Genomic DNA, 25,596 nt, shown 5'->3' on the forward strand with positions numbered 1-25,596 from the left:
TTATTGCGGCTCCCCGCGCGGCGCGTCGCCCCGTGGCGGCGAGGCCGGCTGGCGAGGTACGTCGCGCGGCGTATCGCGCTGGTCGCGCTGGGCCGGGGCGGGGGCCTTGCGGCCGGTCATCCGGTCGATCCAGTCCTGGTCGAGCTGCTCGTCCTGGCCGTGCGGGGGCTGGACCTGCTCGGTGCCGTCCCCGCGCGGCTGCTGATCCTCGGGCAGCGGGTTGCCGTCCGGGTCGACGAACAGGCCGTTGTCCGGCTCGGCATAGGCCGCATTCTCTTCGTCGAGCTGGTACTCCGGCAACGTCACCTGGGTGTCGAACTGCTCGACCGGGCGCTTGGCGACTGCCTTGACCATGAAGTCGTGAAAGGCGCGGGCCGGCGCGGTGCCGCCCTGCAGGCCGGGGACCACCTTGGCGTCGTCGCGGCCCATCCACACGCCGGTGGTGAGGCCCGAGGAGAAGCCGACGAACCAGCCGTCCTTGTTCGACGTGGTCGTGCCGGTCTTGCCTGCCACCGGGCGGCCGATCTGCGCGGCGCGGCCGGTGCCGGTGGCGACCGCGGTCTGCATCAGGTCGGTCATCTGCGCGGCGACATAGGGCGCGACCAGGACATGGCTGGTATCCACCTCATGCTGGTAGATCACCGCGCCGTTCGCGGTCACTCGGGTGATGCCATAGGGTGTCACCGCCACGCCCTTGTTCGCCACCGAGGCGAAGGCGCGGGTCATGTCGATCAGGCGGACGTCGGAAGTGCCGAGCACCATCGCCGGATGGGTATCCACGGGTGTGGTGATGCCGAAGCGGCGCGCCATGTTGGCGATCGCGCCGAAGCCCACTTCCTGGCCGAGCTTCGCCGCGATCGTGTTGACCGAATAGGCGAAGGCAGTGCGGATGTTCATCTCGCCGCGGAATGCGCCCGAGCTGTTGCGCGGGCTCCAGCCGTTGATCGTCACCGGCTCGTCGACCACCATGTCGTCGGGCTTGTGGCCGGCCTCCAGCGCGGTGAGATAGACGAAGAGCTTGAACGCGGAGCCCGGCTGCCGGGTCGCCTGGGTCGCGCGATTGTAGATGGACGCGACATAGTCCTTGCCGCCCACCATCGCGCGCACCGCGCCGTCGCGATCGAGGCTGACCAGCGCGCCCTGCGCATTCTTGGGCGCGTTGGCACGGACCGCGTCGTCGGCGGCGCGTTGCATCGAGAGGTCGAGCGTGGTCCAGACCTCCAGCGGCGCCTCGGTCTCGTCGATCAGCACTTCCAGCTGGGGTAGCGCCCAGTCGGTGAAGTAGCGCACGCTGTTCTGCTGGGGCTCGGGGGCGAGCGCCACGGTGCGCGGATCGGTGGCCTTGGCCTGGCTCTGCGTGATCTTGCCGGTCTCGGCCATCAGGTCGAGCACGACGCTGGCGCGGCCGATCGCCGCCTCGGCATCGGCGGTGGGCGAATAATGCGAAGGCGCCTTGACCAGGCCGGCGATCACCGCCGCTTCGGCCAGGCTGAGATTGGTGGCGGGGTGGCCGAAGAATTTCCGGCTCGCTGCGTCGATGCCATAGGCGCCGCCGCCGAAATAGACCTTGTTGAGATAGAGTTCGAGGATCTCGTCCTTCGTGAACTTCCGTTCCATCGCCAGCGCGATCACGCCTTCGCGCACCTTGCGGCCGAGATCGTACTTGTTCGACAGGAAGATGGTGCGCGCCACCTGCTGGGTGATCGTCGAGCCGCCCTGGAGGCGCCGGCCCTCGTCGTGCAGCTGCTTGGCGCGCCAGAAGATGCGCGCGACGCCGACGGGATCGACGCCCCAATGCGATTCGAAGCGGCGATCCTCGGTGGCGATGATCGCATCCTTCATCACCTGCGGGATCTTGTCGGACTTGATCCATTCGCCATAGCTCGGCCCGAGCGACACCAGCACGGTGCCGTCAGCCGCATGGACGCGAATCATCTGGCCGTTGGGCGAGGATTTGAGTTCGTCGAAGCTCGGCAGCGTCGACTTGGTCGAATAGACTGCGATCAGCAGCGCGATGAAGCCGAGCAGCGCCAGGCTGCCCCCGCTCACCAGCATCCAGAAAGCGATTCGCTTCCAAAAGGAGAGGTCACGCCATTTGGGCGTGCGGATCACGGTGGGCAAATTCTTCGATGGCATCGGGGGAGTGCGATTAAGCCCTATTCGGCCCGCTCACAAGGATCAGGCGCCGCTCGGTTCGCTGGTAGCGACATTCTGGTTGCCGCCACGTGAACGGAAATCGAGGCCGACCGAGTTTATGCAGTAGCGCAGGCCCGTCGGCGGCGGCCCGTCGGGGAAGACATGGCCCTGATGCCCGTCGCAGCGCGCGCAGCGCAGCTCGACGCGGCGCATGCCGTGGCTGGTGTCGGCATGTTCGGTGACATTCTCCGAATCGATCGGCCGGGTGAAGCTGGGCCAGCCCGAGCCCGAATCGAACTTGTCGGCGCTGTCGAACAGTTCGAGCTTGCAGCCGGCGCACAGATAGAGGCCATCGGCCTTGTTGTCGGTGTAGTGGCCGGAAAAGGCCCGCTCGGTGCCCGCCTCGCGCAGCACGTGAAACTGTTCCGGAGTGAGGCGTTTGCGCCACTCGGACTCGGAGAGGTTCAGATGCTCCATGGCGCAAAGCATGTGTCCGGCGCCGGGGGCCGCGTCAATCCGGGTTGGCGCGGAAGCGGGCCAAACCGGCCCTGGCCCTGAGCTGGCGCTTCAACGTCTCCGCGGGCGGCGCCCACAGAAAGCCGAAGCTGACCGCGCCATGCTTGGATTCGACCGCATGGTGCAGCCGGTGCGCCTGGACGATTCGCTTCATGTAGCGGGATCGCGGGACGTAGCGATGACGGACGCGCTGATGGACGATCACGTCGTGGAAGCCGAAATAGATCGCGCCATAGCCGGCTATCCCGGCCCCGATCCAGGCAAGGCCCGGCCACCAGCCCGCGTGCACCCCGCCGTACAGTAGCAGGATCGAGGGCATGGCGAAGATCACGGCATAGAGGTCGTTCCATTCGAACCGGCCCTTGCGGGGCCGGTGGTGGCTGGCGTGGAGGAACCAGCCCGGCCCGTGCATCACCCAGCGGTGCATCGTCCAGGCAAAGCCCTCCATCGCGGCGATGGTGGCGAGGAACAGGACAAGGCCGAGCCAGGGGGACATGGCGGGTAGATAGGCGTTCCCGGCCGATACGTCAGCCGGAAGACGCGAGTCGCCCGGCCAGCTCCCTATCCTGTCGTCCCGGAACATGTCCGGGGTGGCCATGGGCGGGGCTTCATCGCCATATTGCAATTACGTCGCAATCGCGTTTACTCCGAAAAGATTTGGATTCGCGCGCGCGCCGTGCTTAAGGCTCGCGCAAACCCCTTCCCGCCACAAATGACGAGGGCGCGCTCCCCATGAACATCCACGAATATCAGGCCAAGGAACTGCTCGCGAAGTTCGGTGCGCCGATCGCCGCCGGCTATGCCGCGTTCACCGTCGAGCAGGCGGTCGAGGCGATGAACAGGCTGCCCGGGCCGCTCTATGTCGTGAAGGCGCAGATCCATGCCGGCGGCCGCGGCAAGGGCAAGTTCAAGGAGCTCCCGCCCGAGGCCAAGGGCGGCGTCCGCCTCGCCCGCAGCGAGGCCGAGGTCCGCGAAGCCGCGCACGAGATGCTCGGCAACACGCTGGTGACGATCCAGACCGGCGAGCACGGCAAGCAGGTCAACCGCCTCTACATCACCGACGGCGCCGACATCGCCAAGGAATTCTACCTGGCGCTCCTCGTCGATCGCGTCACCGGCCGCATCGCCTTCGTCGTCTCGACCGAGGGCGGCATGGACATCGAGGAAGTCGCGCATTCGACTCCCGAGAAGATCCACACCTTCGACGTCGATCCGGCGACCGGCTTCATGCCGCATCACGGCCGCGCCGTCGCCGCCGCGCTGGGCCTGACCGGCGACCAGGGCAAGCAGGCGGCCAAGGTTGCCGCCTCGCTCTTCGCCGCCTTCCAGGGCACCGACGCCGCGCAGATCGAAGTCAATCCGCTGGCGCTGACCGAGCAGGGCAACCTGCTCGTCCTCGACGCCAAGGTCGGCTTCGATTCGAACGCGATGTTCCGCCACAAGGACCTGGCCGAGCTGCGCGACGAGAGCGAAGAGGATCCGATGGAGCTCGAGGCGTCGAAATACGACCTCGCCTATATCAAGCTCGATGGCGATATCGGCTGCATGGTCAACGGCGCCGGCCTGGCGATGGCGACGATGGACATCATCAAGCTCAACGGCATGTTCCCGGCCAACTTCCTCGATGTCGGCGGCGGCGCCAACAAGGAGAAGGTGACCGCGGCGTTCAAGATCATCCTGAGCGATCCGGCGGTGAAGGGCATCCTGGTCAACATCTTCGGCGGCATCATGCGCTGCGACATCATCGCCGAGGGCATCGTCGCCGCGGCGAAGGAAGTGAACCTCTCGGTGCCGCTGGTCGTCCGCCTCGAGGGCACCAACGTGCAGCAGGGCAAGGACATCCTCGCCAATTCGGGCCTGGCCATCGTTCCCGCGAACGATCTGGGCGACGCGGCGAAGAAGATCGTCGCCGAAGTCCAGAAGGTCGCCGCCTGACGCCGATCGGCAAGCGGGCCGCGGATGCGGCCCGCTCGTCGGTCTACTTGACGCCTTTCTCGCTGATGCTCTTCTTGAGCAATTGCGGCGCCGCCGGCGCGACGGCCTTGATCGTGGTCGGCGTCATCGACAAGCGCGACGGCATGGTCCGAGTCGTCGCTTCTTCCGATGGGCAAGCGCCTTCGGGTTCGGCGCTCCGCTTGGTCGGATTGACCCCGCCCTTCACCACGATCCCGCCGATCGGCGTGCCCGGCGCGCAGCGTGCGTAGCTGGACGACGCGGCGCCCGGCAGCCCGGTGAGCGTCCCCGCCTTGGGCTTGGCCTGCTCCTTGGCCGCGGCAACCGGCGCATCCTGCGCAAAGGCGGGTGGCGTAGCGGCGGTCACCGCCAGCATCGCCCAGAGCGCCACATGATATTTCCCCATATTCCCTCTCCTTCCTGCACGAAATTGCAGGTTCCTTCCTGAATTCGCGGTGAACTCGTCGCGCTGCCGTAACAAGGCGATATGGGCGGCATTTTCGATGATCGGGTATGCTGGAAGCGCTTTGGGGCTGGACTTGAATCGATTCTCGGGCATTAGCGATCGGTGTTGCCGATCTTCCAGCGATGGAGAGGATTTCGATGAAAGTGCTGGTTCCGGTCAAGCGGGTGCTTGACTACAACGTGAAGCCGCGGGTGAAGGCGGACGGGACGGGGGTCGACCTCGCCAACGTCAAGATGAGCATGAACCCGTTCGACGAGATCGCGATCGAGGAAGCCGTGCGCCTGAAGGAAAAGGGCGCGGCGACCGAAGTGGTGGTGGTCACCATCGGCGTCGCCAAGGCGGAGTCCGACGTGCTGCTCACCGCGCGCGCCATGGGCGCCGACCGTGCGATCCTGATCCAGACCGACGACGAGGTCGAGCCGCTGGCGGTGGCCAAGCTGCTCGCCAAGGTCGCCGAGGAAGAGCAGCCCGGGCTGATCATCCTGGGCAAGCAGGCGATCGACGACGATTCGAACCAGACCGGCCAGATGCTGGGCGCGCTGCTCGGCTGGCCCCAGGGCACCTTCGCCTCGAAGGTCGAGCTGGGCGGCCAGGGCGTGCAGGTCACCCGCGAAGTCGATGGCGGCCTCGAGACCGTCGACCTCAAGCTGCCGGCGATCGTCACCACCGATCTGCGCCTCAACGAGCCGCGCTATGCGACGCTGCCGAACATCATGAAGGCCAAGTCCAAGCCGGTCGCGAAGAAGACCGTCGCGGATTACGGCGTCGACGTCGCGCCGCGCCTCAAGACGCTCAAGGTCGTCGAGCCGGCCAAGCGCTCGGCCGGCGTCAAGGTGGGCTCGGTCGACGAGCTGGTCGAGAAGCTCAAGGCGCTGGGAGTGGCGAAATGAAGACGCTGGTTTGGGTCGAGCACGACAATCAGAACCTCAAGGACGCCACCCTTGCCGTGGTGACCGCCGCGGCGAAGCTGGGCGAAGTCCATCTCCTCGTCGCCGGCAAGGGCGTCGACGGCGTGGCCAAGCAGGCGGCGGCGATCGAGGGCGTGGGCAAGGTCCATGTCGCCGATGACGCCGCCTACGAGCATTTCCTCGCCGAGAATGTCGCGCCGCTGATCGTGTCGCTGATGGGCTCGCACGATGCGGTGCTGTTCCCGGCGACCACCACCGGCAAGAACATCGCGCCGCGCGTGGCCGCCGCGCTCGACGTGATGCAGATCTCGGACATCCTCTCGGTCGAGGGTGCGGACACCTTCACCCGGCCGATCTATGCCGGCAATGCGATCGCCACCGTGCAGACCAGCGACAAGAAGCTGGTGATCACCGTGCGCGGCACGGCCTTCGCCAAGGCCGCGGCCACCGGCGGCAGCGGCACGATCGAGGCGGTGAGCGGCGAGGGCGACAAGGGCCTCTCCACCTTCGCCGGCGCAGAGATCGCCAAGTCCGAGCGTCCGGAGCTGACCAGCGCCAAGGTGATCGTCTCGGGCGGCCGCGCGCTCGGCTCGTCGGAGCAGTTCCACGCGCAGATCGATCCGCTGGCGGACAAGCTCGGCGCCGCCGTCGGCGCTTCGCGCGCCGCCGTGGACGCGGGCTATGCCCCGAACGACTATCAGGTCGGCCAGACCGGCAAGATCGTCGCCCCCGAAGTCTATGTCGCGATCGGCATCTCGGGTGCGATCCAGCACCTGGCGGGCATGAAGGACTCCAAGACGATCATCGCGATCAACAAGGACGAGGACGCGCCGATCTTCCAGGTGGCGGATATCGGCCTGGTCGGCGACCTGTTCAAGATCGTGCCGGAGCTGACCGAGAAGCTCTGAGGCCCGGTGCTTTCGCTGAACGAAGATGGGGCGGCGCACCTTGCCGGTGCGGCCGCCCCTTTTCTGGGTGCGCTGTTGGCGCTTGCCGCGAGCCAGCCTGTCGAGCGCGCAGGAATCCGGCTGCATCGCGTGCCGGGCTTGGCCGAATTGCTTGGTCCCGCCGCGCTGGGCGGGCTGGTTGCCGGCATGCGGCCGGTCCGCGCGATCCTGTTCGACAAGAGCCCGGGCGCCAACTGGTTGCTCGGCTGGCATCAGGATCGGACGATCGCGGTGCGCGCGCGATGCGAGGTGCCGGGATTCGGCCCCTGGTCGGTCAAGCAGGGGCTGCTCCACGTGGAACCGCCCTTCGCGCTGATCGAGGCGATGCGGACGATGCGGATCCATCTCGATCCGGTGCCGCAGGACAATGCGCCGCTGCTGATCGCGCCCGGCTCGCATCGGCTGGGCCGTATTCCGGAGAGCGAGCTCGCGGCGGTTGTCGAACGCTGCGGCACCGCGTGCTGCCTCGCCGATACGGGCGATGTCTGGCTGTACGCCACGCCGATCGTCCATGCCTCCGCCGCGAGCAGCGGCGCGGGGCGCCGGCGGGTGCTGCAAGTGGATTTCGCGGGGGAGGCCCTGCCACCGGGGCTGGAATGGCTCGGCGTGTAGCGGGCGTTGCGAACGCGCGAGGATCGCGGCATCCCCAGGCGATGTTCGACTGGTCCGATCTGCTGCTCCTGCTTCCCAACCGGGTTGTCCTGGCGCTGCTCGTCTTCACCTGCCTGTTGATCGCCCTGATCGTCGCCTGGCGGCATTTCCACTGACCGGCCGGCCTCAATCCGCCCCCATCGGCCGTGGCGGCGTAACCGCGGGCAGCGCCAGCGGCGGCACCGTGGCCAGCTTCGCGGCGATTCCCAGCGCCACCACCGTCAGCGCCCCGCAATAGAGCGTCACGCCGGTCCAGCCCCAGCCGGTCCAGGCGATGCCGCCCGCCGAGCCCAGCAGGCTCGATCCCATATAGTAGAAGAACAGGTAGAAGGCCGCCGCCTGCCCCCGGCTCGCCCGCGCCCGCCGGCCCACCCAGCTCGAGGCGATCGAGTGGGCGCCGAAAAAGCCGATGGTGACGATGCCGATCCCGGCCACCACCAGGGCGAGCCGCGCGGATGCGGTCAGCGCCGTGCCGATCAGCAGCATCGCGGTGGGGATCCAGAAGATCAGCCGCCGCCCGCGCCGCTCGGCCAGGTGCCCGAACCAGGTCGAGCTCCCGGAGCCGAGCAGGTAGAGCAGGAAGATCGCACCGATCGCGGCATGGCCCAGGGCGAAAGGCGGCGCGACCAGGCGGAAGCCGACATAATTGTAGATGGTGACGAACACCCCCATCAGCAGAAACGCCTCGGCATAGAGCAGGGGCATCGCCCGGTCCCGGAACAGGTCGCGTCCCGCCGCTAGCACCGCACCCGGATGCATCGGCTGCGGCACGAAGCGGCGCGAGGGCGGCGCGAGGCGGCGAAAGCCCTCGGCCATCGCCAGCCCGATCAGCCCGACGCCGATCAAGCCCCAGCGCCAGTCGACCAGCTCGGTGAGCAGGCTCACCCCCAGCCGCCCGGCCATGCCGCCGATCGCGCTGCCGGCGATGTAGAGGCCCATCGCCGGCCCCACCGAATGGGGCTCGACCTCCTCGCTGACATAGGCCATCGCCACCGCCGGCATGCCGGCGAGCGCGATGCCCGTGAGCAGGCGCAATGCCAGCAGCGCGTTCCAGCCCGGCGCCAGTCCGGTCAGGGTGGTGAGCAATCCTGCGCCGAACATCGCGAACACCATCAGCGGCCGCCGGCCAAGCTTGTCGGAGAGCATGCCGGCGACGATGATCGCCACCGCAAGCGGGCCGGTGGCGAGCGAGACGGCCAGGCTTGCCGCCTCCGCGCTGAGGCGGAACTCGTCGGCGAACAGCGGCAGCAGCGGCTGGGCGGAATAGAGGAGCGAGAAGGTCGAGAAGCCCGCGAACAGCATCGCGAGCGTCAGCCGCCGATAGCCCGGCGTGCCGCGCGCATATCCGCCATGCGGCGCCCTGTCCGGCTCGGCGGGATCCGGCCCGGTCATTCGACCGGCTTGATGCTCTCGACCAGGATGTTCGCGCGCCCGGGCGGGGCCGAGTTCACTGTTTCGCGCGCGTCGCATTTCGGATCGGGCGCAAGGGCGTACCAATGGATCCGCGTGCGCTGGCGCAGCGTGCGGAACAGCTTGCCCGTGGCGGGCACGGTCATCTGCGCGTCGAAGCGCCCGTCCGTGGACATGATCGCGCGCCATTCCAGCGGCTCGGCGCGCAGCGTGGCCTTCTTCGCGTCGAGATAGTCGTTCTGGATCATCGCCGGTTCCAGCTGCACCACCAGGTCGCGGCCGCCCATGATGTTGGTGAAACCGACATTGGAGAATTCCTCGACGGACCAGCTGCCGTCCTTGGCCGCTTCGCCCCAGCCGACGCGCAAGGGACTGCCGCGGCGCACCGCCGCGATCAGCGCCGCGCGGCTTCCGGCGACATCCTCGCCCTGGGGTCCGTTGGCGAAGAGCAGGCGCCAGTCCGAAGCGCAGGCGTCCGGCGCGGCGAGCGATAGGAGGGCGGCAGCGAGCATGGCGCCAGGATAGGCGATCGCCGGGGCGCCGGAAAGGGCGGCGGCCATGCGGCGCAACCCGGGATGCACGTACCGGGGGTTGACGCTGCAGTGCAGCATACGCACTTGAGACGCATGCACGCCCCCGCTCCCCGCACCCACAATGTCGGCCTCGTCCATTTCGCGCTGGCGATGGGCGGCTTCGCGATCGGCACCACCGAATTCGCGACGATGAGCCTGGTGCCCTATATGGCGGAAGGGCTGAAGATCGACGTGCCCAGTGCCGGCCATGTCATCAGCGCCTATGCGCTCGGGGTGGTCGTGGGGGCGCCGCTGATCGCGGTGGCGGCGGCCAAGCTGTCGCGCCGGCTGACGCTGCTCCTGCTGATGACCGGCTTCGCGCTGTTCAACACGCTGAGCGCGCTTGCGCCGGACTATCGCTGGCTGCTGCTGTTCCGCTTCCTTTCGGGGCTGCCGCACGGCGCCTATTTCGGCATGGCCGCCCTGGTCGCCGCTTCGCTGGTGCCGGTCAACAAGCGGTCCCAGGCGGTCGGGCGGGTGATGCTGGGGCTCACCGTGGCGACGATCCTGGGGGTGCCGCTCGCCAACTGGCTGGGCCAGGCCGTGGGCTGGCGCTGGGGCTTCGTGGTGGTCGGCGCGCTGGCACTTGCGACCGTGGCGCTGGTCGCGGCCCTTGCCCCCCGCGATCCGCCGCAAAGAGGCGCGAGCCCGCTCAAGGAGCTGGGCGCGCTCGCCAACGGCCAAGTGTGGCTCACGCTCGGCATCAGCGCGATCGGCTTTGGCGGGATGTTCTGCGTCTACACCTATGTCGCCTCGACCATCCTGGAAGTGACCGGCGCCGCGCCCGGCATGATCCCGGTGGTCCTCGCGCTCTATCCCCTTGCCGCCGGCCAGCTGTGGAGCCTGGCGCTCGACATCGCCGCGATCGGATTCCTGGGTGCGCTCGGCGCGGTATTGCAGACCCGGCTGATGGACGTGGCGGGCGAGGCGCAGGGGCTCGCCGCCTCGCTCAACCATTCGGCGTTCAACTTCGCCAATGCGCTCGGCCCCTGGCTGGGCGGGCTGGCCATCGCGGCCGGCTATGGCTGGACGTCGACCGGCTGGGTGGGGGCGCTGCTGTCGCTCGGCGGATTCGCGGTGCTGGTGGTGGCGGTGCTCGCCGAGCGCAGGACGAGATAGCCGGCGATCGCCGACAGGAGCGAGCCGGCCAGCACGCCGATCTTCACCTGATCGATCAGCTCGGGACGGTCGGGAAATGCCAGGCCGCCGATGAACAGGCTCATGGTGAAGCCGATGCCGGCGAGCAGCGACACGCCATAGATCTGGCGCCAGCCGCCCGGGCGCGTCGCGAAGCCCGTCCGCACCGCGATCCAGATGCTGCCGAAGATGCCCAGCTGCTTGCCGATGAACAGGCCGAGCGCGATGCCCAGCGGCAGCGGCGCGAGCAGCACCGCGGGCGAGACGCCGGCCAGGGAGACGCCGCTATTGGCGAAGCCGAACAGCGGCACGATCAGATAGGCCGACCAGGGGTGCAGCGCATGCTCGAGCCGGTGGAGCGGCGAAGCGGCGTCGTCGGGATGGCCGGGCGACTTGACGATCGGGATCGTCATCGCGGCCGCCACGCCAGCGACGGTCGCATGGATGCCGGACAGGAACACCAGATACCAGAGCAGCAGGGCGAGCAGCAGGTAGATCCACAACCGCCGCACGCCGCTGCGGTTGAGCACGTACATGGTGGCGAGCACGATCGCCGCGCCGGCCAGTGCCAGGGTGCTGATATGCGCGGTATAGGCAAGCGCGATGATCGCCACCGCGCCCATGTCGTCGACGATGGCCACGGTGGTGAGGAACAGCTTGAGCGATGCCGGCGCGCGGCTGCCCAGGATCGCGAGCACGCCGATCGCGAAGGCGATGTCGGTCGCGGCCGGAATCGCCCAGCCATTGGCCAGGCCGGGCGTGCCCCCGGCGATGGCAAGATAGACGATCGCCGGGCCGATCATGCCGGCGGCGGCGGCCACCACCGGCAGGCGGCGGCGCTCCCAGCTGGCGAGCCGGCCGTCGACGAACTCGCGCTTGATCTCCAGCCCCACGAGCAGGAAGAACACCGCCATCAGGCCGTCATTGATCCACAGATGCACCGTCATCGGCCCGTGCACGGCGGAGAGCGTGGGGCCGATCTCGCGGTGGAGCGTGTGGAAATAGGTTTCCGCGATGCCGGGAACATTGGCGGCGATCATCGCGAGGATGGCGGCGGCGATCAGGATGATGCCCCCCGAGGCTTCGCTCCTCAGAAAGTCGCGCAGCGCCGATTCGGCCCGGGCGGGAGCCTTGGCGAGCGTCTCGGCGGTTTCCTCGATCCTGGTCATGCGCGGCCCGTCGCCTCCCTGTCTGCCTGGCGCCGCCGTTCTATGGGGTGGATGTCGCGCTGCAAAGCCCGTAGCCTTGGGGGATGGACCGGCCCTCCCCTTCGCATGCGCACGTCATGCCCTGGCGCTGGTGGCGCCGCGTGGTCGTGGGCTCGGTCGAGCATGGCGCGGTGCTCGTGCGGGTGCAGGCAGATTCCGGATTCAGCGGGCGCTATGCCTTCCTCGTCGTCGTTTCGGGGCTGATCGCGATCCTCGGGCTGTTGCTGCCATCCTCCGCCGTTCTGATCGGCGCGATGCTGATCTCGCCGCTGATGATGCCGATCATCGGCCTCGGCTTCGGCATCGCCACCTTCGACCTGGCCGAGATCCGCCGTGCCGCCTTTGCCCTGGCGGCCGGCGCGGCGATCGCGGTGGTGCTGTGCGCCGGCTTCGTCGCGCTCTCGCCGGTCCAGACGGTGACGAGCGAGATCGCGGCGCGGACCAAGCCCAATCTGTTCGACCTGCTCGTTGCCCTGCTCTCGGCGGTGGCGGGCGGCTATGCGCTGATCCGCGGGCGCGGCGAGACGGTGGTGGGCGTGGCGATCGCCATTGCGCTCATGCCGCCGCTCGCAGTGGTGGGTTTCGGCGTCGCGACGCTGAACGGCACCGTGGCCGGCGGTGCGCTGCTGCTGTTCCTGACCAACCTCGTCACCATCGCGCTCACCGCGGCGGTCATGGCCCGGCTCTACGGGTTCGGCGGCCATCTCTCGCCGTCCCAGACCCGGCTGCAGGGCTTGCTGATCATCGTCGGGCTGGTGGCGCTGGCGGTGCCGCTGGCCATCGCGCTGCGGCAGATCGCCTGGGAAGCGGTGGCCCAGCGCCAGGTGCGCGAGGCGATTCGCGCCAGCTTCCCGCGCGAGGCGCGGATCAGCCAGCTCGACATCGATTTCGAAGGGCGGCCCGAGCGGATCCGCGCGGTGGTGTTCACCCCCGCGCTGCGCCCGGACGGCGATGCCCGTGCCGGCGCGGCGATCCGGGCGGCGCTCGGTCATGCGGTGGACGTGCACGTCGACCAGGTCCGCGTCGGCGGCGAGAGCGGCGCGAGCGAATCGGCGCAGATCGCGGCGGCCCAGTCGCGCGAGCGCGAGCGGTCCGAAGCGGATCTGCTGCGCGACCGGCTGGCGTTGGTGGCGGGCGACGAGAACGGCATCCTGCTCGACGGAGCGGCGCGGCGCGCCGAAGTGCATGCGGCCCCGCTGCCCGGCGCCTCGCTCGCCAGCTACCGCGCGCTCGAGCAGCGCGTCGCCGCCACCGTGCCGGACTGGCAGGTGACGCTGCTCCCGCCCGCCGCGCCGCTGCCGACGGTCGGCTTCGAGGGCGATGCGCCCGATGCCGAGGGCCTTGCCGCGCTCGACACCGCGATCTGGGGCGCGCGGCGCCTGCATCTGCCGATCGGCGTGTCGGGCCGGCATGCCGATATGGTGATCGCGCGGCTGGAGGCGGCCGGCGTTTCCGCCACCCGCCTGCCCGGCACCGGCGCGCCGGCGGCGCTCGCCTGGCAGGCGCCGGCGCGCTGAGCGCTCAGGCCCGGGCCAGCGCCTCGGCGATCAGCTTGCGGCTGTTCTCGATCCCGTAGAGCGCGATGAAGCTGCCCATGCGCGGCCCCTGCTCGCTGCCCAGCAAGGTCTCGTAGAGCGCCTTGAACCAGTCGCGCAGGTTCGCGAACGCATCGGTCTTGCCGATTTCGTAGACGATGTTCTGGATGTCCTCGGCCGAGGCATGCTCCGGCAGCGCCGCGAGCTGTTCGTCGAGCTGGCGCAATGCCCCCGCCTCGGCTTCGCTCGGCGCCCGGCGCTGGAGCGTCGGCTCGACGAAGTCGCGGGCGTAGCGGATCGCATAGCCCACCATCCGGTCGAGCTCGGGATGCGATTCGGGCGAGAGCTCCGGCGAATAGCGGCGCAGGAATCCCCAGATCGTCTCGCGATTGCCCACGCCCGGCAGGCTGACCAGGTTGAGCAACAGCCCGAAGGTCACCGGCAGCGTCTCGGCCGGCACCTGGCCGTTGTGGATGTGGTGCACCGGGTTGCCGAGCTGCTGGGCGATCTCCTGCGTGGGATAATTGGCGCGGAACTGCCAATATTCCTCGATTGCCCGCGGGATCAGCCCCAAGTGCAGCGACTTGGCCTTTTTCGGCTCGCGATAGATGTAGAAGGCCAGGCTCTCGTCCGGACCATAGGTCAGCCATTCCTCGATCGAGAGGCCGTTGCCCTTGGTCTTGGAGATCTTCTCGCCCTTGGCGTCGAGGAACAGCTCGTAGATCAGCCCCTCGGGCCGCTTGCCGCCCAGCACCTGGGCGATCCTGCCGCTCTGCACGCCGCTGTCGATCAGGTCCTTGCCGTACATCTCGTAATCGACGCCGAGCGCGGCCCAGCGCATGCCCCAGTCGGGCTTCCACTGGAGCTTGGCCTTGCCGCCGAAGATCGACTGCTCGATCGTCTCCTCCCCGTCGACGAAGCGGATGATCCCCGCTTCGGCATCGACCACTTCCACCGGCACCTGAAGAACCACGCCGCTCTTCGGGCTCACCGGCAGCACCGGCGAATAGGTCGCCTGGCGCTCGGCGCGCAGCGTCGGCAGCATCACGTCCATGATCGCCCGATAGTTGCGCAGCACCGCGCGCAGCGTCTCGTCGAAACGGCCGCTCGCGTAATAGTCGGTCGAGGAGGCGAATTCATATTCGAAGCCGAACCGGTCGAGAAACTCGCGCAGCATCGCATTGTTGTGCGCGGCGAAGCTCTCATATTTCTCGAAGGGATCGGGGACGCGCGACAGCGGCTTGCCGAGATTCGCGGCAAGCAGCGCCTGGTTCGGCACATTGTCCGGGACCTTGCGGAGGCCGTCCATGTCGTCGCTGAACGTGACGAGCCGCGTCGGCAGCCCGGTCATCTCTTCATAGGCATGGCGCACCATGGTGGTGCGCAGCACTTCCTGGAAGGTGCCGATATGCGGCAGGCCCGACGGGCCGTAGCCGGTCTCGAACAGCATCGGCGATCCGTCGGGCTTGCCCTCCGGATAGCGTTTCACCAGCTTGCGCGCCTCTTCATAGGGCCAGGCCTTGGAGTCGAGCGCGGCGGCGCGCAGGGCGTTCGTATCGGTCATAACCGCGCGCCTCTAGCCGAGACGGGCGCGCGGGGCCAGCGCCGCGGCGAACCCGGTCTCCCGCGCCGGGCGGGAGACCGGCGCCGGGATCAGGCGAACACCTTGTCCTGCGGGCACAATATGCCCGACGAGATGGTCAGGTGCGTCCAGCGATAGTCGAGATAGGCGCCCGAATAATGGTCGTCATTGTTGAAATCGACATCGCCATGATAGCGGCCCGTCGGAATGATATCGTTGGTGCCCGTCTTCACGATCATGAATTCGTACATCAGGTCCCAGAGCATCCAGACGCGCGTGCCCGAGGCGGGCGGATCGACGTTGAACTGGATGGTGGAGGTCTGCTTGTCGTTGATCGTCACCGAATGCGAGAGCGTGGCGCTCACCCCCGCGCTGACGCCGCCGCCGGAAAAGCCCATCTGCACCGTCAGCGACTCGGTGTCGGTCGTCGAGATGCCATGCTCATAGGCCCAGCTCTTCTGCAGGTGCGTGCCGGGATAGAGATGGGTGAAGGTGCCGGGCACCAGCTTCCAGAATTTGCGCAGCACCAGCTGGTGCGGCTCCGGCGCATTGTTGTCCCACCAGTTGTTGAGGCGCGGCCAGCCGGAATCGCGCGGCTCGTCCCACACATTGTCCTGGTAGTTGGCGTTGTCGGCATCGGCATAGATGACGAGCGGCTTGGTGATGCGCGCCATCTCGATCGGATCGGTCTGGGCCGGCGGCGACCAGTCGGTGCTGTCGATGTTCGGAAAGGCAGGAAGGGTATCGGACATGATGAGACTCCCCATGGAAAATGGATTGGCGGATCTGTTTCTTTTCTGGGGCCGCCCGGCGCGAAGACCGTGGGCGGAATGCGACGGGCGGGGCGATAGCCGATCGCCGCCGGCCCGACTCAGTCCCATATGGAACTGATCGCGACGAAAATTCGCGGCCGTTTCGTCGGCACGATCCGCCGCGTCGATCCGAAGGGCGCGCTGGCCGCGGTACGCGCCATGTTCACCGAGTCGCCCGGGCGGTGCCGGGCAAAGTGAAATGATTTGGCCCGCCGCCCTTCACTTTGCGCCCCGGCTGAGGCTAGGAAGATCGGGAACGAAAGGCGTACATGCTCCCCTATCCCGCTCTCTACGCCAGCCATGGCGGCGTCTGGCTCGCCACGCCCGAGGGCGAATGCCGCGCGATGAGCCGGGGCGAGGCGATCCGGCTCGCGGCGGACACGCCGGTGATCCTGCTCAACGCGCCGCTGGTCGGGCAGCGGCTCGGCTATGCGGAGCTTTCCGGCCTCGACCTGCTCGAGCTGTTCGCCTTTCTCCGCCCCGCCCGCTTCATGGTGCCGACGCCCAAGGGGCTCGCCCGCGCCACCGGGCTCGAAGCGCCCGCGAGCGATGCGGATGTCGCACCGTTCCTGCGCCGGGCGGCCCAGGCCCTGCTCGCGATCGCCGAGGGGGACTGGCCCGAGCGCGAGGGCGCATGGCATGCGGCGCAGTCGCTGTTCCGGCTGCGCTGGCCCTGGGCGCCCATCGTTTCGCAGGCGGTCGCCAAGCCGGTCCAGGCCGAGCGCTGGCTCTTCTCGAAGCTGCCCGAATGGAACGAGCAGCCGCCGCGCGTGCCGCCGCGCACGGTGACGTTGAACGATGCGGATATCGCCGATCGCCTTGCCCGGCTCACCGGCAGCGCCGCCGAACGCCGCCAGGGCCAGCGCGACTATGCCGCCGCCGCGGCAGGCGCCTTTGCCCCGCGCGACATGCGCGAATCGCCCAATCTGGTCCTGGCCGAGGCGGGCACCGGCATCGGCAAGACGCTCGGCTATCTCGCGCCCGCCTCGCTCTGGGCCGAGCAGGCCGGGGGCGCAGTGTGGGTGTCGACCTTCACCAAGGCGCTGCAGCGGCAATTGGGGCATGAGGGCGAACGGCTCGTCCCCGATCCCGCGCTACGCAGGAAGAAGATCGTCACGCGCAAGGGGCGCGAGAACTATGCCTGCCTGCTCAACCTGGAGGACGCGCTGCAGGGCGGGTTTGCCGGCCGCGCGGCGATCCTGGCGCAGCTGGTGGCGCGCTGGGCCGCCTATACCGCGGATGGCGACATGATCGGCGGCGACCTGCCCGGCTGGCTCCCCACCCTGTTCCGCCGCAACGGCTCGACCGCGCTCACCGATCGGCGCGGCGAGTGCATCTATGCCGGCTGCCCGCATTATCGGAAGTGCTTCATCGAGCGTGCCGCCCGCGCCTCGGCGGATGCGGATATCGTCATCGCCAACCATGCGCTGGTGATGGTCAACGCGGCACGCGGCCGCGAGACGGCGAATCGCCCCACCCGCTATGTGTTCGACGAGGGGCATCACCTGTTCGATGCGGCCGATGCGATGTTCGCCGCCGCGCTCACCGGGCAGGAAGCGATCGAGATCCGCCGCTGGGTGACGGGTCCCGAATCGGGTTCGAGGGGCCGCCGCCGGGGCTTGGCGGCGCGCCTCTCGGACGTCGCCAGCTATGACGAGGAGGGCGGCCGGGCGATCGCCGAAGCCGTGGATGCCGCCCGTGCGCTGCCGAGCGACGGCTGGCTCCAGCGCCTGAACGAAGGCGAGCCCTTCGGCCCGGTCGAGCATCTCCTCGCCGCGGTGCGCGGGCTGGTCTATGCCCGCGACGTCAACGGCGCCGCCGATGCCGGCTATGGGCTGGAGACCGAACTGGCCGAGCCCGACGCCGCCCTGGTCGAGGCCGCCGGTCCCGCCGGCGCGGCGCTCGACGCGCTGCTCCGCCCGCTCGTCCATCTCGGCCGCCGGCTCGAAGCGGTGCTGACCGAGGCGCCCGACTGGATGGACGGCGCCGCCCGCGCCCGGATCGAAGGCGCCGTCGCGTCGCTCGGCTGGCGCGCCGATACCGTGGGCGCCTGGCTCGCGCTGATCGCGCGGATCGGCGGCCCGGCCGATCCGGCGTTCGTCGACTGGCTCGCGGTCGATCGAGTCGAGGGGCGCGAATATGATGTCGGGCTCCATCGCCACTGGCTCGATCCTTCCAAGCCCTTTGCCGAAACCGTGCTCAAACAGGCGCATGGCGCACTGATCACGTCGGCGACCTTGCGGGCCGGCGGCGACTGGGAGGTGGCGGAGGCGCGATCGGGTGCCGTCCATCTGATGCGCCCCGCCCAGCGCTTCGAGGCGGCGAGCCCGTTCAACTATGCCGAACAGGCCGAAGTGCTGATCGTCACCGACGTGAAGCGCGGCGACATGCCCGGGCTCGCCAATGCCTATGCCCGGCTGGCGGTCGCGGCCGAGGGCGGCACGCTCGGGCTGTTCACGGCGATCCGGCGGCTGCGCGCCGTCCATGCGCGAATCGCCGACCGGCTGGCGCGCGAAGGGCTGCCGCTGCTTGCCCAGCATGTCGATCCGATCGACACCGGCACGCTGGTCGACATCTTCCGCGACGATCCGCGCGCCTCGCTGCTCGGCACCGATGCGCTGCGGGATGGGGTGGACGTGCCGGGCGATTCGCTGCGGCTGGTGGTGATGGAGGGCATTCCCTGGCCCAAGCCGACCGTGCTCCATGCCGCGCGCCGGCTGGCCGGGGGCGGCACCGCCTATGACGACCGGATCGTCCGGGCGCGACTCGCCCAGGCATTCGGCCGGCTGATTCGCCGCGCCGACGATCGCGGCACCTTCGTGCTGCTCTCCGCTGCCAGCCCCACGCGCCTGCTCGACGCCTTTCCGGCGGGCACGCCGGTGACGCGCGTCACGCTCGATCAGGCAGTAGAGCGCGTGCGGCTTTCCTTGGCCGCCAAGCTGGGGCAAGAGGCCCCCGCGAACGCCTGACCGGGGATTCCATGAAGACGCTCACGCTGCTGCGCCACGCCAAGTCGGGATGGGACGATCCGGTCGCGCGCGATTTCGATCGGCCGCTCAACCCCAAGGGGCAGCGCGCCGCCGCGATGATGGGGCGCCACCTCAAGGCCGAGGGGCTGGAGTTCGATCACGTCCTCGCTTCGCCCGCTGCGCGGGTGGTCGAAACGCTGGCCCAGGTCGCCACCGGCTATGGTTGCGAGCTGGCGCCCCATTGGGACCAGCGGCTCTACCTCGCTTCGGCCGCCACGCTGCTCGATCTGGTGCACGAGCTGCCCGATGGAGCCGGGCGGGTGCTGTTCTCGGGGCATAATCCCGGGCTGGAGGAGCTGGTGCTGCTGCTTGCGGGGGCGAATGCGCTGCGCGCTTCGGTCGAGATGAAGTTCCCCACGGCGAGCCTGGCGGAGATGCGCTTCGATGTGGCGCGCTGGGCCGATGTGAAGCCGGGCAAGGGCGAGCTGGTACGCTTCACGCGTCCCCGCGATCTCGATCCCACGCTGGGGCCGGACTATCGCTAGGTCGGGGACTCATTCAGCGAACCCCCTCATCCCCGCGCAGACGGGGATGGCACAGGAAAATCAGATAGTGGTTCGCGTCCTGAGCCGGGGGCGTGCCGACCGGGCTCAGCTATCCTCGTCCAGCGCCCGGGCGAGCGAATCGCGGACGGTCTTCAGCCCTTGCTTGTCTCCGCCGCCCACGCCCGGGCTGGTCCCCGCCGCGGCACGCGCGGCGCGGCTGCCCTTCTCCGCCGCGAGCAGCTTCTGCACGCCGCGGATGGTGTAGCCATGGTTGGAGAGCAGGTCGTGGATCCGCCGCACCAGCGCCACGTCCTCGGCGCGATAATAGCGCCGGTTGCCCGCCCGGGTGAGCGGGCGCAGCTGGGGGAAGCGGGTTTCCCAATATCGCAGGATGTGCTGGGGGCGCCCGATCTCCTGGGCGAGCTCCCCTATCGTCCTTAGCGCGCCAGCAGCCTTTTCGGCCCCCGGCATTCCGGCTTCCCTCAGCCGGCCGAGACGATGCGGTCGCGCATCATCTGGCTTGCTCGGAAGGTCAGCACCCGGCGGGGCGCGATCGGCACTTCGACGCCGGTCTTGGGATTGCGGCCCACGCGCTCGCCCTTGTCGCGCAGGATGAAGCTGCCGAAGCCGGAGATCTTGACGTTCTCGCCCTTGGCCAGCGCCTCGCACATGTGACTCAGGATCTGCTCGACCAGCCGCGCGGCGTCGGCGCGCGAGAGGCCCACCTCGCGATGCAGCGATTCGGCAAGATCGGCCCTGGTCAGCGTGCCCGCAGCCATCATGCGGCAACTCCCCCTTGCGTTCTACTGTGTCGAGTCGGTCGTATCAGATTGTTTCGACACAGCAAACGGGAACATTGAGGCTCCGGAACGATTATCTTCGTTTTTTCGCAGCTATCAGAAACGCACCACTGCGGCGCCCCAGGTGAAGCCGCCGCCCATCGCCTCCAGCACCAGCAGGTCTCCCCGGCGGATGCGGCCGTCGCGCACCGCGGTGTCGAGCGCGAGCGGCACCGAAGCGGCGGAGGTGTTGGCATGCTGGTCGACGGTGACGATCACCTTCTCGGCCGCAAGGTCGAGCTTGCGGGCCGTCGCGTCGAGGATGCGGGCATTGGCCTGGTGCGGCACCACCCAGTCGACGTCGCCGGGCTGGAGTCCGGCGGCGGCGAGCGATTCCTGCATCACCGAAGCGAGGTTGACCACGGCATGGCGGAACACCTCGCGGCCCTTCATGCGCAGCTTGCCGACGGTCTGGGTGGTCGAGGGGCCGCCATCGACGTAGAGCAGCTCGTTGTAGCGGCCGTCCGCGTGCAATTTGGTCGAGAGAATCCCGCGCTCGCCCGCATCGGCCGAATCCTGCGCTTCGAGCACGATCGCGCCGGCACCGTCGCCGAACAGCACGCAGGTCGCGCGGTCCTCCCAGTCGAGGATGCGGCTGAACGTCTCCGCGCCGATCACCAGCGCTCGCTTGTGGACGCCGGCGCGCAGCATCGAATCGGCGACCTGCACGGCATAGAGGAAGCCCGAGCAGACCGCGGCGACGTCGAACGCCACGCAATCGTGGATGCCGAGCGCGGCCTGGACCTTGGTGGCGGTGGCCGGGAAGGTCTGGTCGGGCGTCGCGGTGGCGAGCACGATCAGGTCGATATCCGCGGCGGCGATGCCGGCATTGGCCAGCGCGGCCTTGCTCGCCTCGGCCGCCAGCGTGCCGGTGGTCTCGTCGGGCCCCGCGATGTGCCGGAAGCGGATGCCCGTGCGCTCGACGATCCATTCGTCGCTCGTATCCACTTCCTGGGCGAGTTCGGCGTTGGAAACGCGGCGGGGCGGCAGGGCGGAACCAGTGCCGATGATGACGGAACGCAGGGTCATCTTGAAGTGTCTACGCCGCCTTTGCTTCGAAGTTCCCGAGGTCCTCGGCGATGCGGCGATTGAGATCGTCGCGCAGCATCTTGGCCGCGAAACCGATCGCGGTGTCGACACCGAGTTCGTTGGCGCTGCCATGGCTCTTCACGACGATGCCGTTGAGGCCGAGGAAGACGGCGCCATTATGGTTGTTGGGATCGAGATGCGTGCGCAACAGCTCGGTCGCCGGCCTGGAGATCAGGAAGCCGATCTTCGAGCGAGTCGAGCTGGAGAAGGCGCGCTTGAGCAGGTCCGCCACGAAGCGCGCGGTGCCCTCCACCGTCTTCAGCGCGATATTGCCCGAGAAGCCGTCGCACACGATCACGTCGACATCGCCGCGCGAGAGCTTGTTGCCCTCGATGAAGCCGCGGAAATCGAGGCGCAGATGCTCGGCGGCGCGCAGTTCGGCCGCGGCTTCGCGGATCGAGTCGGTGCCCTTCATCTCTTCGGTGCCGATGTTGAGCAGCGCGACGCGGGGATTCTCCAGGTCGAGCGCGGTGCGCGCATAAGCGGCACCCATCACCGCGAACTGGACGAGGTTGCGCGCATCGACTTCGGTGTTGGCGCCGAGATCGAGCATCACCGTGTCGTTCTCGCCTAGCGTCGGCATCAGGGCGGCGAGCGCGGGGCGATCGATTCCGGGCATGGTCCGCAGCGACAGCTTGGCCATCGCCATCAGCGCGCCGGTATTGCCCGAGGAGACGGCGGCGCCGGCCTGCCCCTTCTTCACCAGGTCGATGGCGATCCCCATCGACGTGGTCTTGGCGCGCCGAATCGCCGCGCTCGGCTTCTCTTCCGAGGCGACGACGTCCGGTGCATGGACGATTTCGGAGGCGGCCGTCAGGTTCGGATGGTTCTTCAGACCCTCGCGGATCTGCCCCTCGTCTCCGACGAGGATGAACTCCATGCCTTCGAACCGGCGGCGCGCGCGGGCGACACCGGCGAGCATGACCGCAATTCCCTCGTCACCGCCCATCGCATCGACGGCGATTCGAGAGGAATTCGTCATACCCGCATGCCCCCGCGCGATTCGGCCCAATCGTTGCCGATCAGTCTTCGGCCGAAACGATCTCGCGGCCGTTATAGTGGCCGCACGAACCGCACAGCACGTGCGGACGCTTCAGCTCGCCACAGTTCGGGCACTCCTGGAACGCCTGGGGCGTCAGAGCGTCGTGAGCGCGACGCATGCCACGCCGCGACGGCGTAGTCTTTCTCTTGGGAACGGCCATTTCGGCACCTTCTAACGAAACCAAAGTCAAAATCGCGATACGCCCGCATGGCCCAGCGGGCAAGCGACGGAAGATCCGGCGCTCGCCGGACCAGCGGACGGTCACGAAAGCGAGTGCGCGCGTATAGCGATTCTTGCAGGGGAAGCAAGGGAGTGTAGGAGGAAGCCTCTGGAGGGGACTCTTCTATATGCTCATTCTTCCCGTGACGCTCTGCACCGCCGGCGCCGCCGCCGTGGTCAATTTCTGGCTGGCCTTGCGAATCGCCCGGCTCCGCATGTCCGAAAAGATCTTCGTCGGCGATGGCGGCGACGATCGGCTGGTCCGCCGCATGCGCGCGCAACTGAACTTCGTCGAATATGTCCCGCTGATTCTCGTGCTGCTCGCGCTGGTCGAGCTGGCGACGGGGACGAGCATCTGGCTGTGGGGGGCCGGCGCGGCGCTGATCCTCGGCCGCATCCTCCACGCCTTCGGCATGGACGGCTGGGGCCTGGGCCGCCGCATCGGCATTGCGCTGACCATGCTGACGATGCTCGGCCTCGCCGCCTATGGCATCTATATCGGTAGCCAATATCGCGAGGCGCCGGCCACGGTCTTCAAGGTCGGACCGCGAAGCTAGGCCTTTGCCAGCACCGAATCGGCCACGAAGGGATTGCTCTTCCGCTCGTGGCCGAAATTGCTGAGCGGCCCGTGCCCCGGCACGAACACCGTCGCGTCGCCGAGCGGCCAGAGCCGGCCGGTGATCGCGTCGATCAGGTCCTGGTGGTTGCCCATCGGGAAATCGGTGCGGCCGATCGAACCCTGGAACAGCACGTCGCCGACACAGGCGAATTGCGATTCGGGATGGTGGAACACGACATGGCCGGGCGTGTGGCCGGGGCAGTGATAGACGTCGAGGGTCAGCTTGCCGACGGTCACCTGGTCGCCATTCGCCAGCCAGCGATCGGGCTCGAACACGGTACCGCGGATGCCGTAGGTGCGCCCGTCCTCGTCGAGCCGGGCGATCCAGAACCGGTCCGCCTCGTGCGGCCCTTCCAGCGGCACGCCCAGTTCCTTGGCGAACTCGCCCGCGGCGCCGCAATGATCGATATGGCCGTGCGTCACCAGGATCTTCTCGATGGTCACGCCCTGCTGCTTCGCGGCGGCGCGCAGCTTGTCCAGGTCGCCGCCCGGATCGACGAATGCGCCGCGCATCGTTTCGGTGCACCACAGGAGCGTGCAGTTCTGCTGGAGCGGCGTGACCGGGATCACCGCGGCGCGCATCGGGGGATTCGACATGCCGCGGAGATAGGCGTGGCCGCCCCCCGCGGCAACACGGGCTTGCCGTGGCAGCCGCGGGGCTGCATGCGGGAGCCGGCATGACCCTGCCCGACACTCCCTTCGTGCTGCTCGACGATGCCCGTCCGGGCGGCGCGGGCGCGCGCCTCTATCATGGCGTGCGGGAGATCGTGCGGGCGGCTGCGCCCGGCGACGTGGCGGCTGCGCTGGACGGGCTGCGCGATGGCGCGGGCCATGTCGCCGGGGTGCTGAACTATGAGGCCGCCTCCGGCCTCGAGCCGCGGGCAGCGACGCGAGACCTGCCGGCCCCGTGCCTGTGGTTCGGCAGATTCGCCGAGCGGGTACGGGTGGATCCTGCCGCGCTGCTCCCGGATCCGGCCGGCGCCTGGGCCGGCGCACCGGTCCCGGCCATCACCCGCGCCGACTATCAGGGGCAGTTTGCCCGCGTCGCCGACTATATAGGCGCCGGCGACATCTATCAGGCGAACCTCACCTTCCGTGCGGCGGTGCCCTTTGCCGGGCATCCCGCGGCGCTCTACGCGCTGCTGCGTTCGCGCGCGCGCGCGGGCTATGGTGTCCTGATCTTCACCGGGGAGCGCTGGATCCTCTCCTTCTCGCCCGAACTCTTCTTCACGTTCGACCGGACCGGGCTCGCCGTGAAGCCGATGAAGGGCACCGCCCGCCGCGGCGCCACTCCGGCCGAGGACGATGCCCTCGCCGCGCAACTCGCCGCCGATCCCAAGCAGCGCGCCGAGAATCTGATGATCGTCGACCTGATGCGCAACGATCTTGCCCGTATCGCGCGGCCGGGCACGGTGCGCGTGCCGGCGCTGTTCGCGGTCGAGCGCTATCCCACCGTCCACCAGATGGTCTCGACCGTCACTGCCGAGCCGGCACCGGGCGTCGCGGCGGTCGATGCGCTTGCCGCCCTGTTCCCCTGCGGCTCCGTCACCGGCGCGCCCAAGCTGCGGGCGATGGAAGTGATCGCCGAAGTCGAGCGGGATGCCCGCGGCGTCTATACCGGCGCGATCGGCGCGATCGAGCCGGACGGCTCCGCCCTGTTCAACGTCGCGATCCGCACGCTGACGATCGAAACGGGTGCGGATCGCGCGCTGCTCGGGTTAGGATCGGGCGTGGTTGCCGATTCGAACGCTGCCGAGGAATGGGACGAGTGCCTGGCCAAGGGCGCCTTCGTCACGTCCGGCGAGGTGCCGTTCGACCTGATCGAGACGATGCGCTTCGATCCGCTCGCCGGCCTGCCCCTGCTCGAGCGGCATCTCGTGCGGATGAAGGCAAGCGCCAGGACGTTCGGCTTCGAGTTCGATCGCCACGCGGCGCGCAACGAACTGCAGGCTGCCACTTTCCGGCTGCGCGCGCCCGCGCGCGTGCGCCTGCTGCTCGCGCCTTCGGGCGCCATCGCCATCGGCATCGCGCCCCTGCCCGAAGCGCCGGCCGGCCCGGTACCGGTCGCGATCGCCCCCCGGAAAGTCGCGCCGGACGACTTCCGCCTGGCGCACAAGACCAGCCGCCGGGCTTTCCATGACGAAGCACGCCGCGCTTCGGGCGCCTGGGAAGTGCTGTTCACCGATGCGGATGGCCATCTGACCGAAGGCAGTTTCACGTCGATCTTCGTCGAGCGCGACGGCATGCTCGTCACGCCGCCCCGTTCCCGCGGCCTGCTCCCCGGCGTGCTGCGCGCCGAGCTGATCGAGACCGGCCGCGCGGTGGAAGGCGATCTGACGCCGGCCGATCTGGCGGGCGGCTTCTACATCGGCAATGCGCTACGCGGACTGGTTTCAGCGGTAACGGTTGCGGAGGCCGCGAGCCCGGTCCTATAGGCGCGC

At 68.7% G+C, this 25,596-nt stretch carries 26 protein-coding genes; 11 read left to right on the forward strand and 15 right to left on the reverse strand.

The annotated features are described in order from the left end of the window. Genes FHR20_RS13235 through FHR20_RS13245 form a run of 3 tightly spaced genes read right to left on the reverse strand, consistent with a single transcriptional unit; the run spans window position 1 to window position 3,148 of the window. Window positions 1-2,136 carry a transglycosylase domain-containing protein gene (locus FHR20_RS13235; protein ID WP_425057382.1) on the reverse strand — a complete coding sequence of 712 codons (2,136 nt, stop codon included), beginning with the start codon at window positions 2,134-2,136 and terminating at the stop codon, window positions 1-3. 42 nt (window positions 2,137-2,178) lie between these two features. Further along, window positions 2,179-2,613 carry a peptide-methionine (R)-S-oxide reductase MsrB gene (msrB, locus tag FHR20_RS13240; protein WP_167300071.1) on the reverse strand — a complete coding sequence of 145 codons (435 nt, stop codon included), beginning with the start codon at window positions 2,611-2,613 and terminating at the stop codon, window positions 2,179-2,181. 34 nt (window positions 2,614-2,647) lie between these two features. Continuing rightward, window positions 2,648-3,148: a sterol desaturase family protein gene (locus FHR20_RS13245; RefSeq protein ID WP_167300520.1), complete on the reverse strand. Its 501-nt coding sequence runs from the start codon at window positions 3,146-3,148 to the stop codon at window positions 2,648-2,650. Between the two features lie 236 nt (window positions 3,149-3,384). On the opposite strand from FHR20_RS13245, the gene sucC reads away from it, so the two are divergent. After that, window positions 3,385-4,587 (forward strand): ADP-forming succinate--CoA ligase subunit beta, encoded by a 1,203-nt coding sequence (gene sucC / locus FHR20_RS13250; protein ID WP_167300072.1) that lies wholly within the window; start codon window positions 3,385-3,387, stop codon window positions 4,585-4,587. Window positions 4,588-4,630: 43 nt separating this feature from the next. Here the strand turns inward: sucC and FHR20_RS13255 are convergent, their stop codons facing one another. Next, complete coding sequence (locus tag FHR20_RS13255; protein WP_167300073.1) at window positions 4,631-5,011, reverse strand: hypothetical protein; 381 nt, start codon at window positions 5,009-5,011, stop codon at window positions 4,631-4,633. Between the two features lie 197 nt (window positions 5,012-5,208). On the opposite strand from FHR20_RS13255, the gene FHR20_RS13260 reads away from it, so the two are divergent. From FHR20_RS13260 to FHR20_RS13270, 3 genes are read left to right on the forward strand one after another with little or no spacing between them, the layout of a single operon-like run. Then, window positions 5,209-5,961, forward strand: coding sequence for an electron transfer flavoprotein subunit beta/FixA family protein (locus tag FHR20_RS13260; protein WP_086128412.1), 753 nt, complete (start codon window positions 5,209-5,211; stop codon window positions 5,959-5,961). Beyond that, a complete protein-coding gene (locus FHR20_RS13265) occupies window positions 5,958-6,887 on the forward strand; it encodes an electron transfer flavoprotein subunit alpha/FixB family protein (RefSeq protein ID WP_167300074.1) in 930 nt (309 codons plus the stop codon). Before FHR20_RS13260 ends, FHR20_RS13265 begins: the two co-directional genes overlap by 4 nt. A gap of 6 nt (window positions 6,888-6,893) precedes the next feature. Next, the gene (locus FHR20_RS13270) at window positions 6,894-7,538 is read left to right on the forward strand and encodes a phytanoyl-CoA dioxygenase family protein (RefSeq protein ID WP_167300075.1); all 645 of its coding nucleotides are present in this window, start codon (window positions 6,894-6,896) and stop codon (window positions 7,536-7,538) included. A gap of 165 nt (window positions 7,539-7,703) precedes the next feature. Here the strand turns inward: FHR20_RS13270 and FHR20_RS13275 are convergent, their stop codons facing one another. Both FHR20_RS13275 and FHR20_RS13280 read right to left on the reverse strand, forming a co-directional pair. Further along, window positions 7,704-8,969: an MFS transporter gene (locus tag FHR20_RS13275; protein ID WP_167300076.1), complete on the reverse strand. Its 1,266-nt coding sequence runs from the start codon at window positions 8,967-8,969 to the stop codon at window positions 7,704-7,706. Further along, on the reverse strand, window positions 8,966-9,604 hold the full coding sequence (locus FHR20_RS13280; protein WP_167300077.1) for a hypothetical protein: 639 nt from the start codon (window positions 9,602-9,604) through the stop codon (window positions 8,966-8,968). Before FHR20_RS13280 ends, FHR20_RS13275 begins: the two co-directional genes overlap by 4 nt. 9 nt (window positions 9,605-9,613) lie before the next feature. Between FHR20_RS13280 and FHR20_RS13285 the strand changes: the two genes are divergently transcribed. After that, window positions 9,614-10,678, forward strand: coding sequence for an MFS transporter (locus FHR20_RS13285; protein ID WP_167300078.1), 1,065 nt, complete (start codon window positions 9,614-9,616; stop codon window positions 10,676-10,678). Here the strand turns inward: FHR20_RS13285 and nhaA are convergent. Further along, window positions 10,579-11,865 carry a Na+/H+ antiporter NhaA gene (gene nhaA / locus FHR20_RS13290; RefSeq protein ID WP_167300079.1) on the reverse strand — a complete coding sequence of 429 codons (1,287 nt, stop codon included), beginning with the start codon at window positions 11,863-11,865 and terminating at the stop codon, window positions 10,579-10,581. The genes FHR20_RS13285 and nhaA overlap by 100 nt on opposite strands. 116 nt (window positions 11,866-11,981) lie before the next feature. Here nhaA and FHR20_RS13295 point away from each other — a divergent pair, with 116 nt between their 5' ends. After that, entirely contained in the window at window positions 11,982-13,421 is a 1,440-nt protein-coding gene (locus FHR20_RS13295) for a DUF389 domain-containing protein (RefSeq protein WP_208413582.1), read from the forward strand. 4 nt (window positions 13,422-13,425) lie between these two features. Here the strand turns inward: FHR20_RS13295 and FHR20_RS13300 are convergent, their stop codons facing one another. Further along, a complete protein-coding gene (locus FHR20_RS13300; RefSeq protein WP_167300080.1) occupies window positions 13,426-15,003 on the reverse strand; it encodes a lysine--tRNA ligase in 1,578 nt (525 codons plus the stop codon). Between the two features lie 89 nt (window positions 15,004-15,092). Next, on the reverse strand, window positions 15,093-15,773 hold the full coding sequence (locus FHR20_RS13305; protein WP_167300081.1) for a hypothetical protein: 681 nt from the start codon (window positions 15,771-15,773) through the stop codon (window positions 15,093-15,095). 129 nt (window positions 15,774-15,902) lie between these two features. Here FHR20_RS13305 and FHR20_RS23040 point away from each other — a divergent pair, with 129 nt between their 5' ends. The 3 genes from FHR20_RS23040 to FHR20_RS13315 all read left to right on the forward strand — a co-directional run bounded on the left by FHR20_RS23040 (window position 15,903) and on the right by FHR20_RS13315 (window position 19,347). Next, a complete protein-coding gene (locus FHR20_RS23040; protein ID WP_279589418.1) occupies window positions 15,903-16,031 on the forward strand; it encodes a hypothetical protein in 129 nt (42 codons plus the stop codon). Between the two features lie 71 nt (window positions 16,032-16,102). Continuing rightward, entirely contained in the window at window positions 16,103-18,802 is a 2,700-nt protein-coding gene (locus tag FHR20_RS13310; protein ID WP_167300082.1) for an ATP-dependent DNA helicase, read from the forward strand. Between the two features lie 11 nt (window positions 18,803-18,813). Further along, a complete protein-coding gene (locus FHR20_RS13315; protein WP_167300083.1) occupies window positions 18,814-19,347 on the forward strand; it encodes a SixA phosphatase family protein in 534 nt (177 codons plus the stop codon). A gap of 105 nt (window positions 19,348-19,452) precedes the next feature. Here the strand turns inward: FHR20_RS13315 and FHR20_RS13320 are convergent, their stop codons facing one another. The 5 genes from FHR20_RS13320 to rpmF all read right to left on the reverse strand — a co-directional run bounded on the left by FHR20_RS13320 (window position 19,453) and on the right by rpmF (window position 22,477). Beyond that, a complete protein-coding gene (locus tag FHR20_RS13320) occupies window positions 19,453-19,818 on the reverse strand; it encodes a MerR family transcriptional regulator (protein WP_167300084.1) in 366 nt (121 codons plus the stop codon). Window positions 19,819-19,829: 11 nt separating this feature from the next. Beyond that, a complete protein-coding gene (locus tag FHR20_RS13325) occupies window positions 19,830-20,129 on the reverse strand; it encodes an integration host factor subunit alpha (protein ID WP_086127751.1) in 300 nt (99 codons plus the stop codon). Window positions 20,130-20,243: 114 nt separating this feature from the next. Further along, window positions 20,244-21,215, reverse strand: a complete 972-nt coding sequence (locus FHR20_RS13330) for a beta-ketoacyl-ACP synthase III (protein ID WP_167300085.1) — start codon at window positions 21,213-21,215, stop codon at window positions 20,244-20,246. A 10-nt stretch (window positions 21,216-21,225) separates the two neighbouring features. Further along, a complete protein-coding gene (plsX, locus tag FHR20_RS13335) occupies window positions 21,226-22,257 on the reverse strand; it encodes a phosphate acyltransferase PlsX (protein ID WP_167300086.1) in 1,032 nt (343 codons plus the stop codon). A gap of 40 nt (window positions 22,258-22,297) precedes the next feature. Continuing rightward, window positions 22,298-22,477: a 50S ribosomal protein L32 gene (rpmF, locus tag FHR20_RS13340; protein ID WP_086127748.1), complete on the reverse strand. Its 180-nt coding sequence runs from the start codon at window positions 22,475-22,477 to the stop codon at window positions 22,298-22,300. Between the two features lie 187 nt (window positions 22,478-22,664). Here rpmF and FHR20_RS13345 point away from each other — a divergent pair, with 187 nt between their 5' ends. After that, window positions 22,665-23,093: an MAPEG family protein gene (locus FHR20_RS13345; RefSeq protein WP_167300087.1), complete on the forward strand. Its 429-nt coding sequence runs from the start codon at window positions 22,665-22,667 to the stop codon at window positions 23,091-23,093. Here the strand turns inward: FHR20_RS13345 and FHR20_RS13350 are convergent. Further along, complete coding sequence (locus tag FHR20_RS13350; protein ID WP_167300088.1) at window positions 23,090-23,752, reverse strand: MBL fold metallo-hydrolase; 663 nt, start codon at window positions 23,750-23,752, stop codon at window positions 23,090-23,092. The genes FHR20_RS13345 and FHR20_RS13350 overlap by 4 nt on opposite strands. An 80-nt stretch (window positions 23,753-23,832) precedes the next feature. On the opposite strand from FHR20_RS13350, the gene pabB reads away from it, so the two are divergent. Continuing rightward, window positions 23,833-25,590, forward strand: a complete 1,758-nt coding sequence (gene pabB / locus FHR20_RS13355) for an aminodeoxychorismate synthase component I (protein WP_167300089.1) — start codon at window positions 23,833-23,835, stop codon at window positions 25,588-25,590. The last annotated feature ends 6 nt before the right edge of the window (window positions 25,591-25,596 follow it).

The organism is Sphingomonas leidyi (assembly GCF_011761945.1).
GTDB classification, from domain to species: Bacteria; Pseudomonadota; Alphaproteobacteria; order Sphingomonadales; family Sphingomonadaceae; genus Sphingomonas; species Sphingomonas leidyi.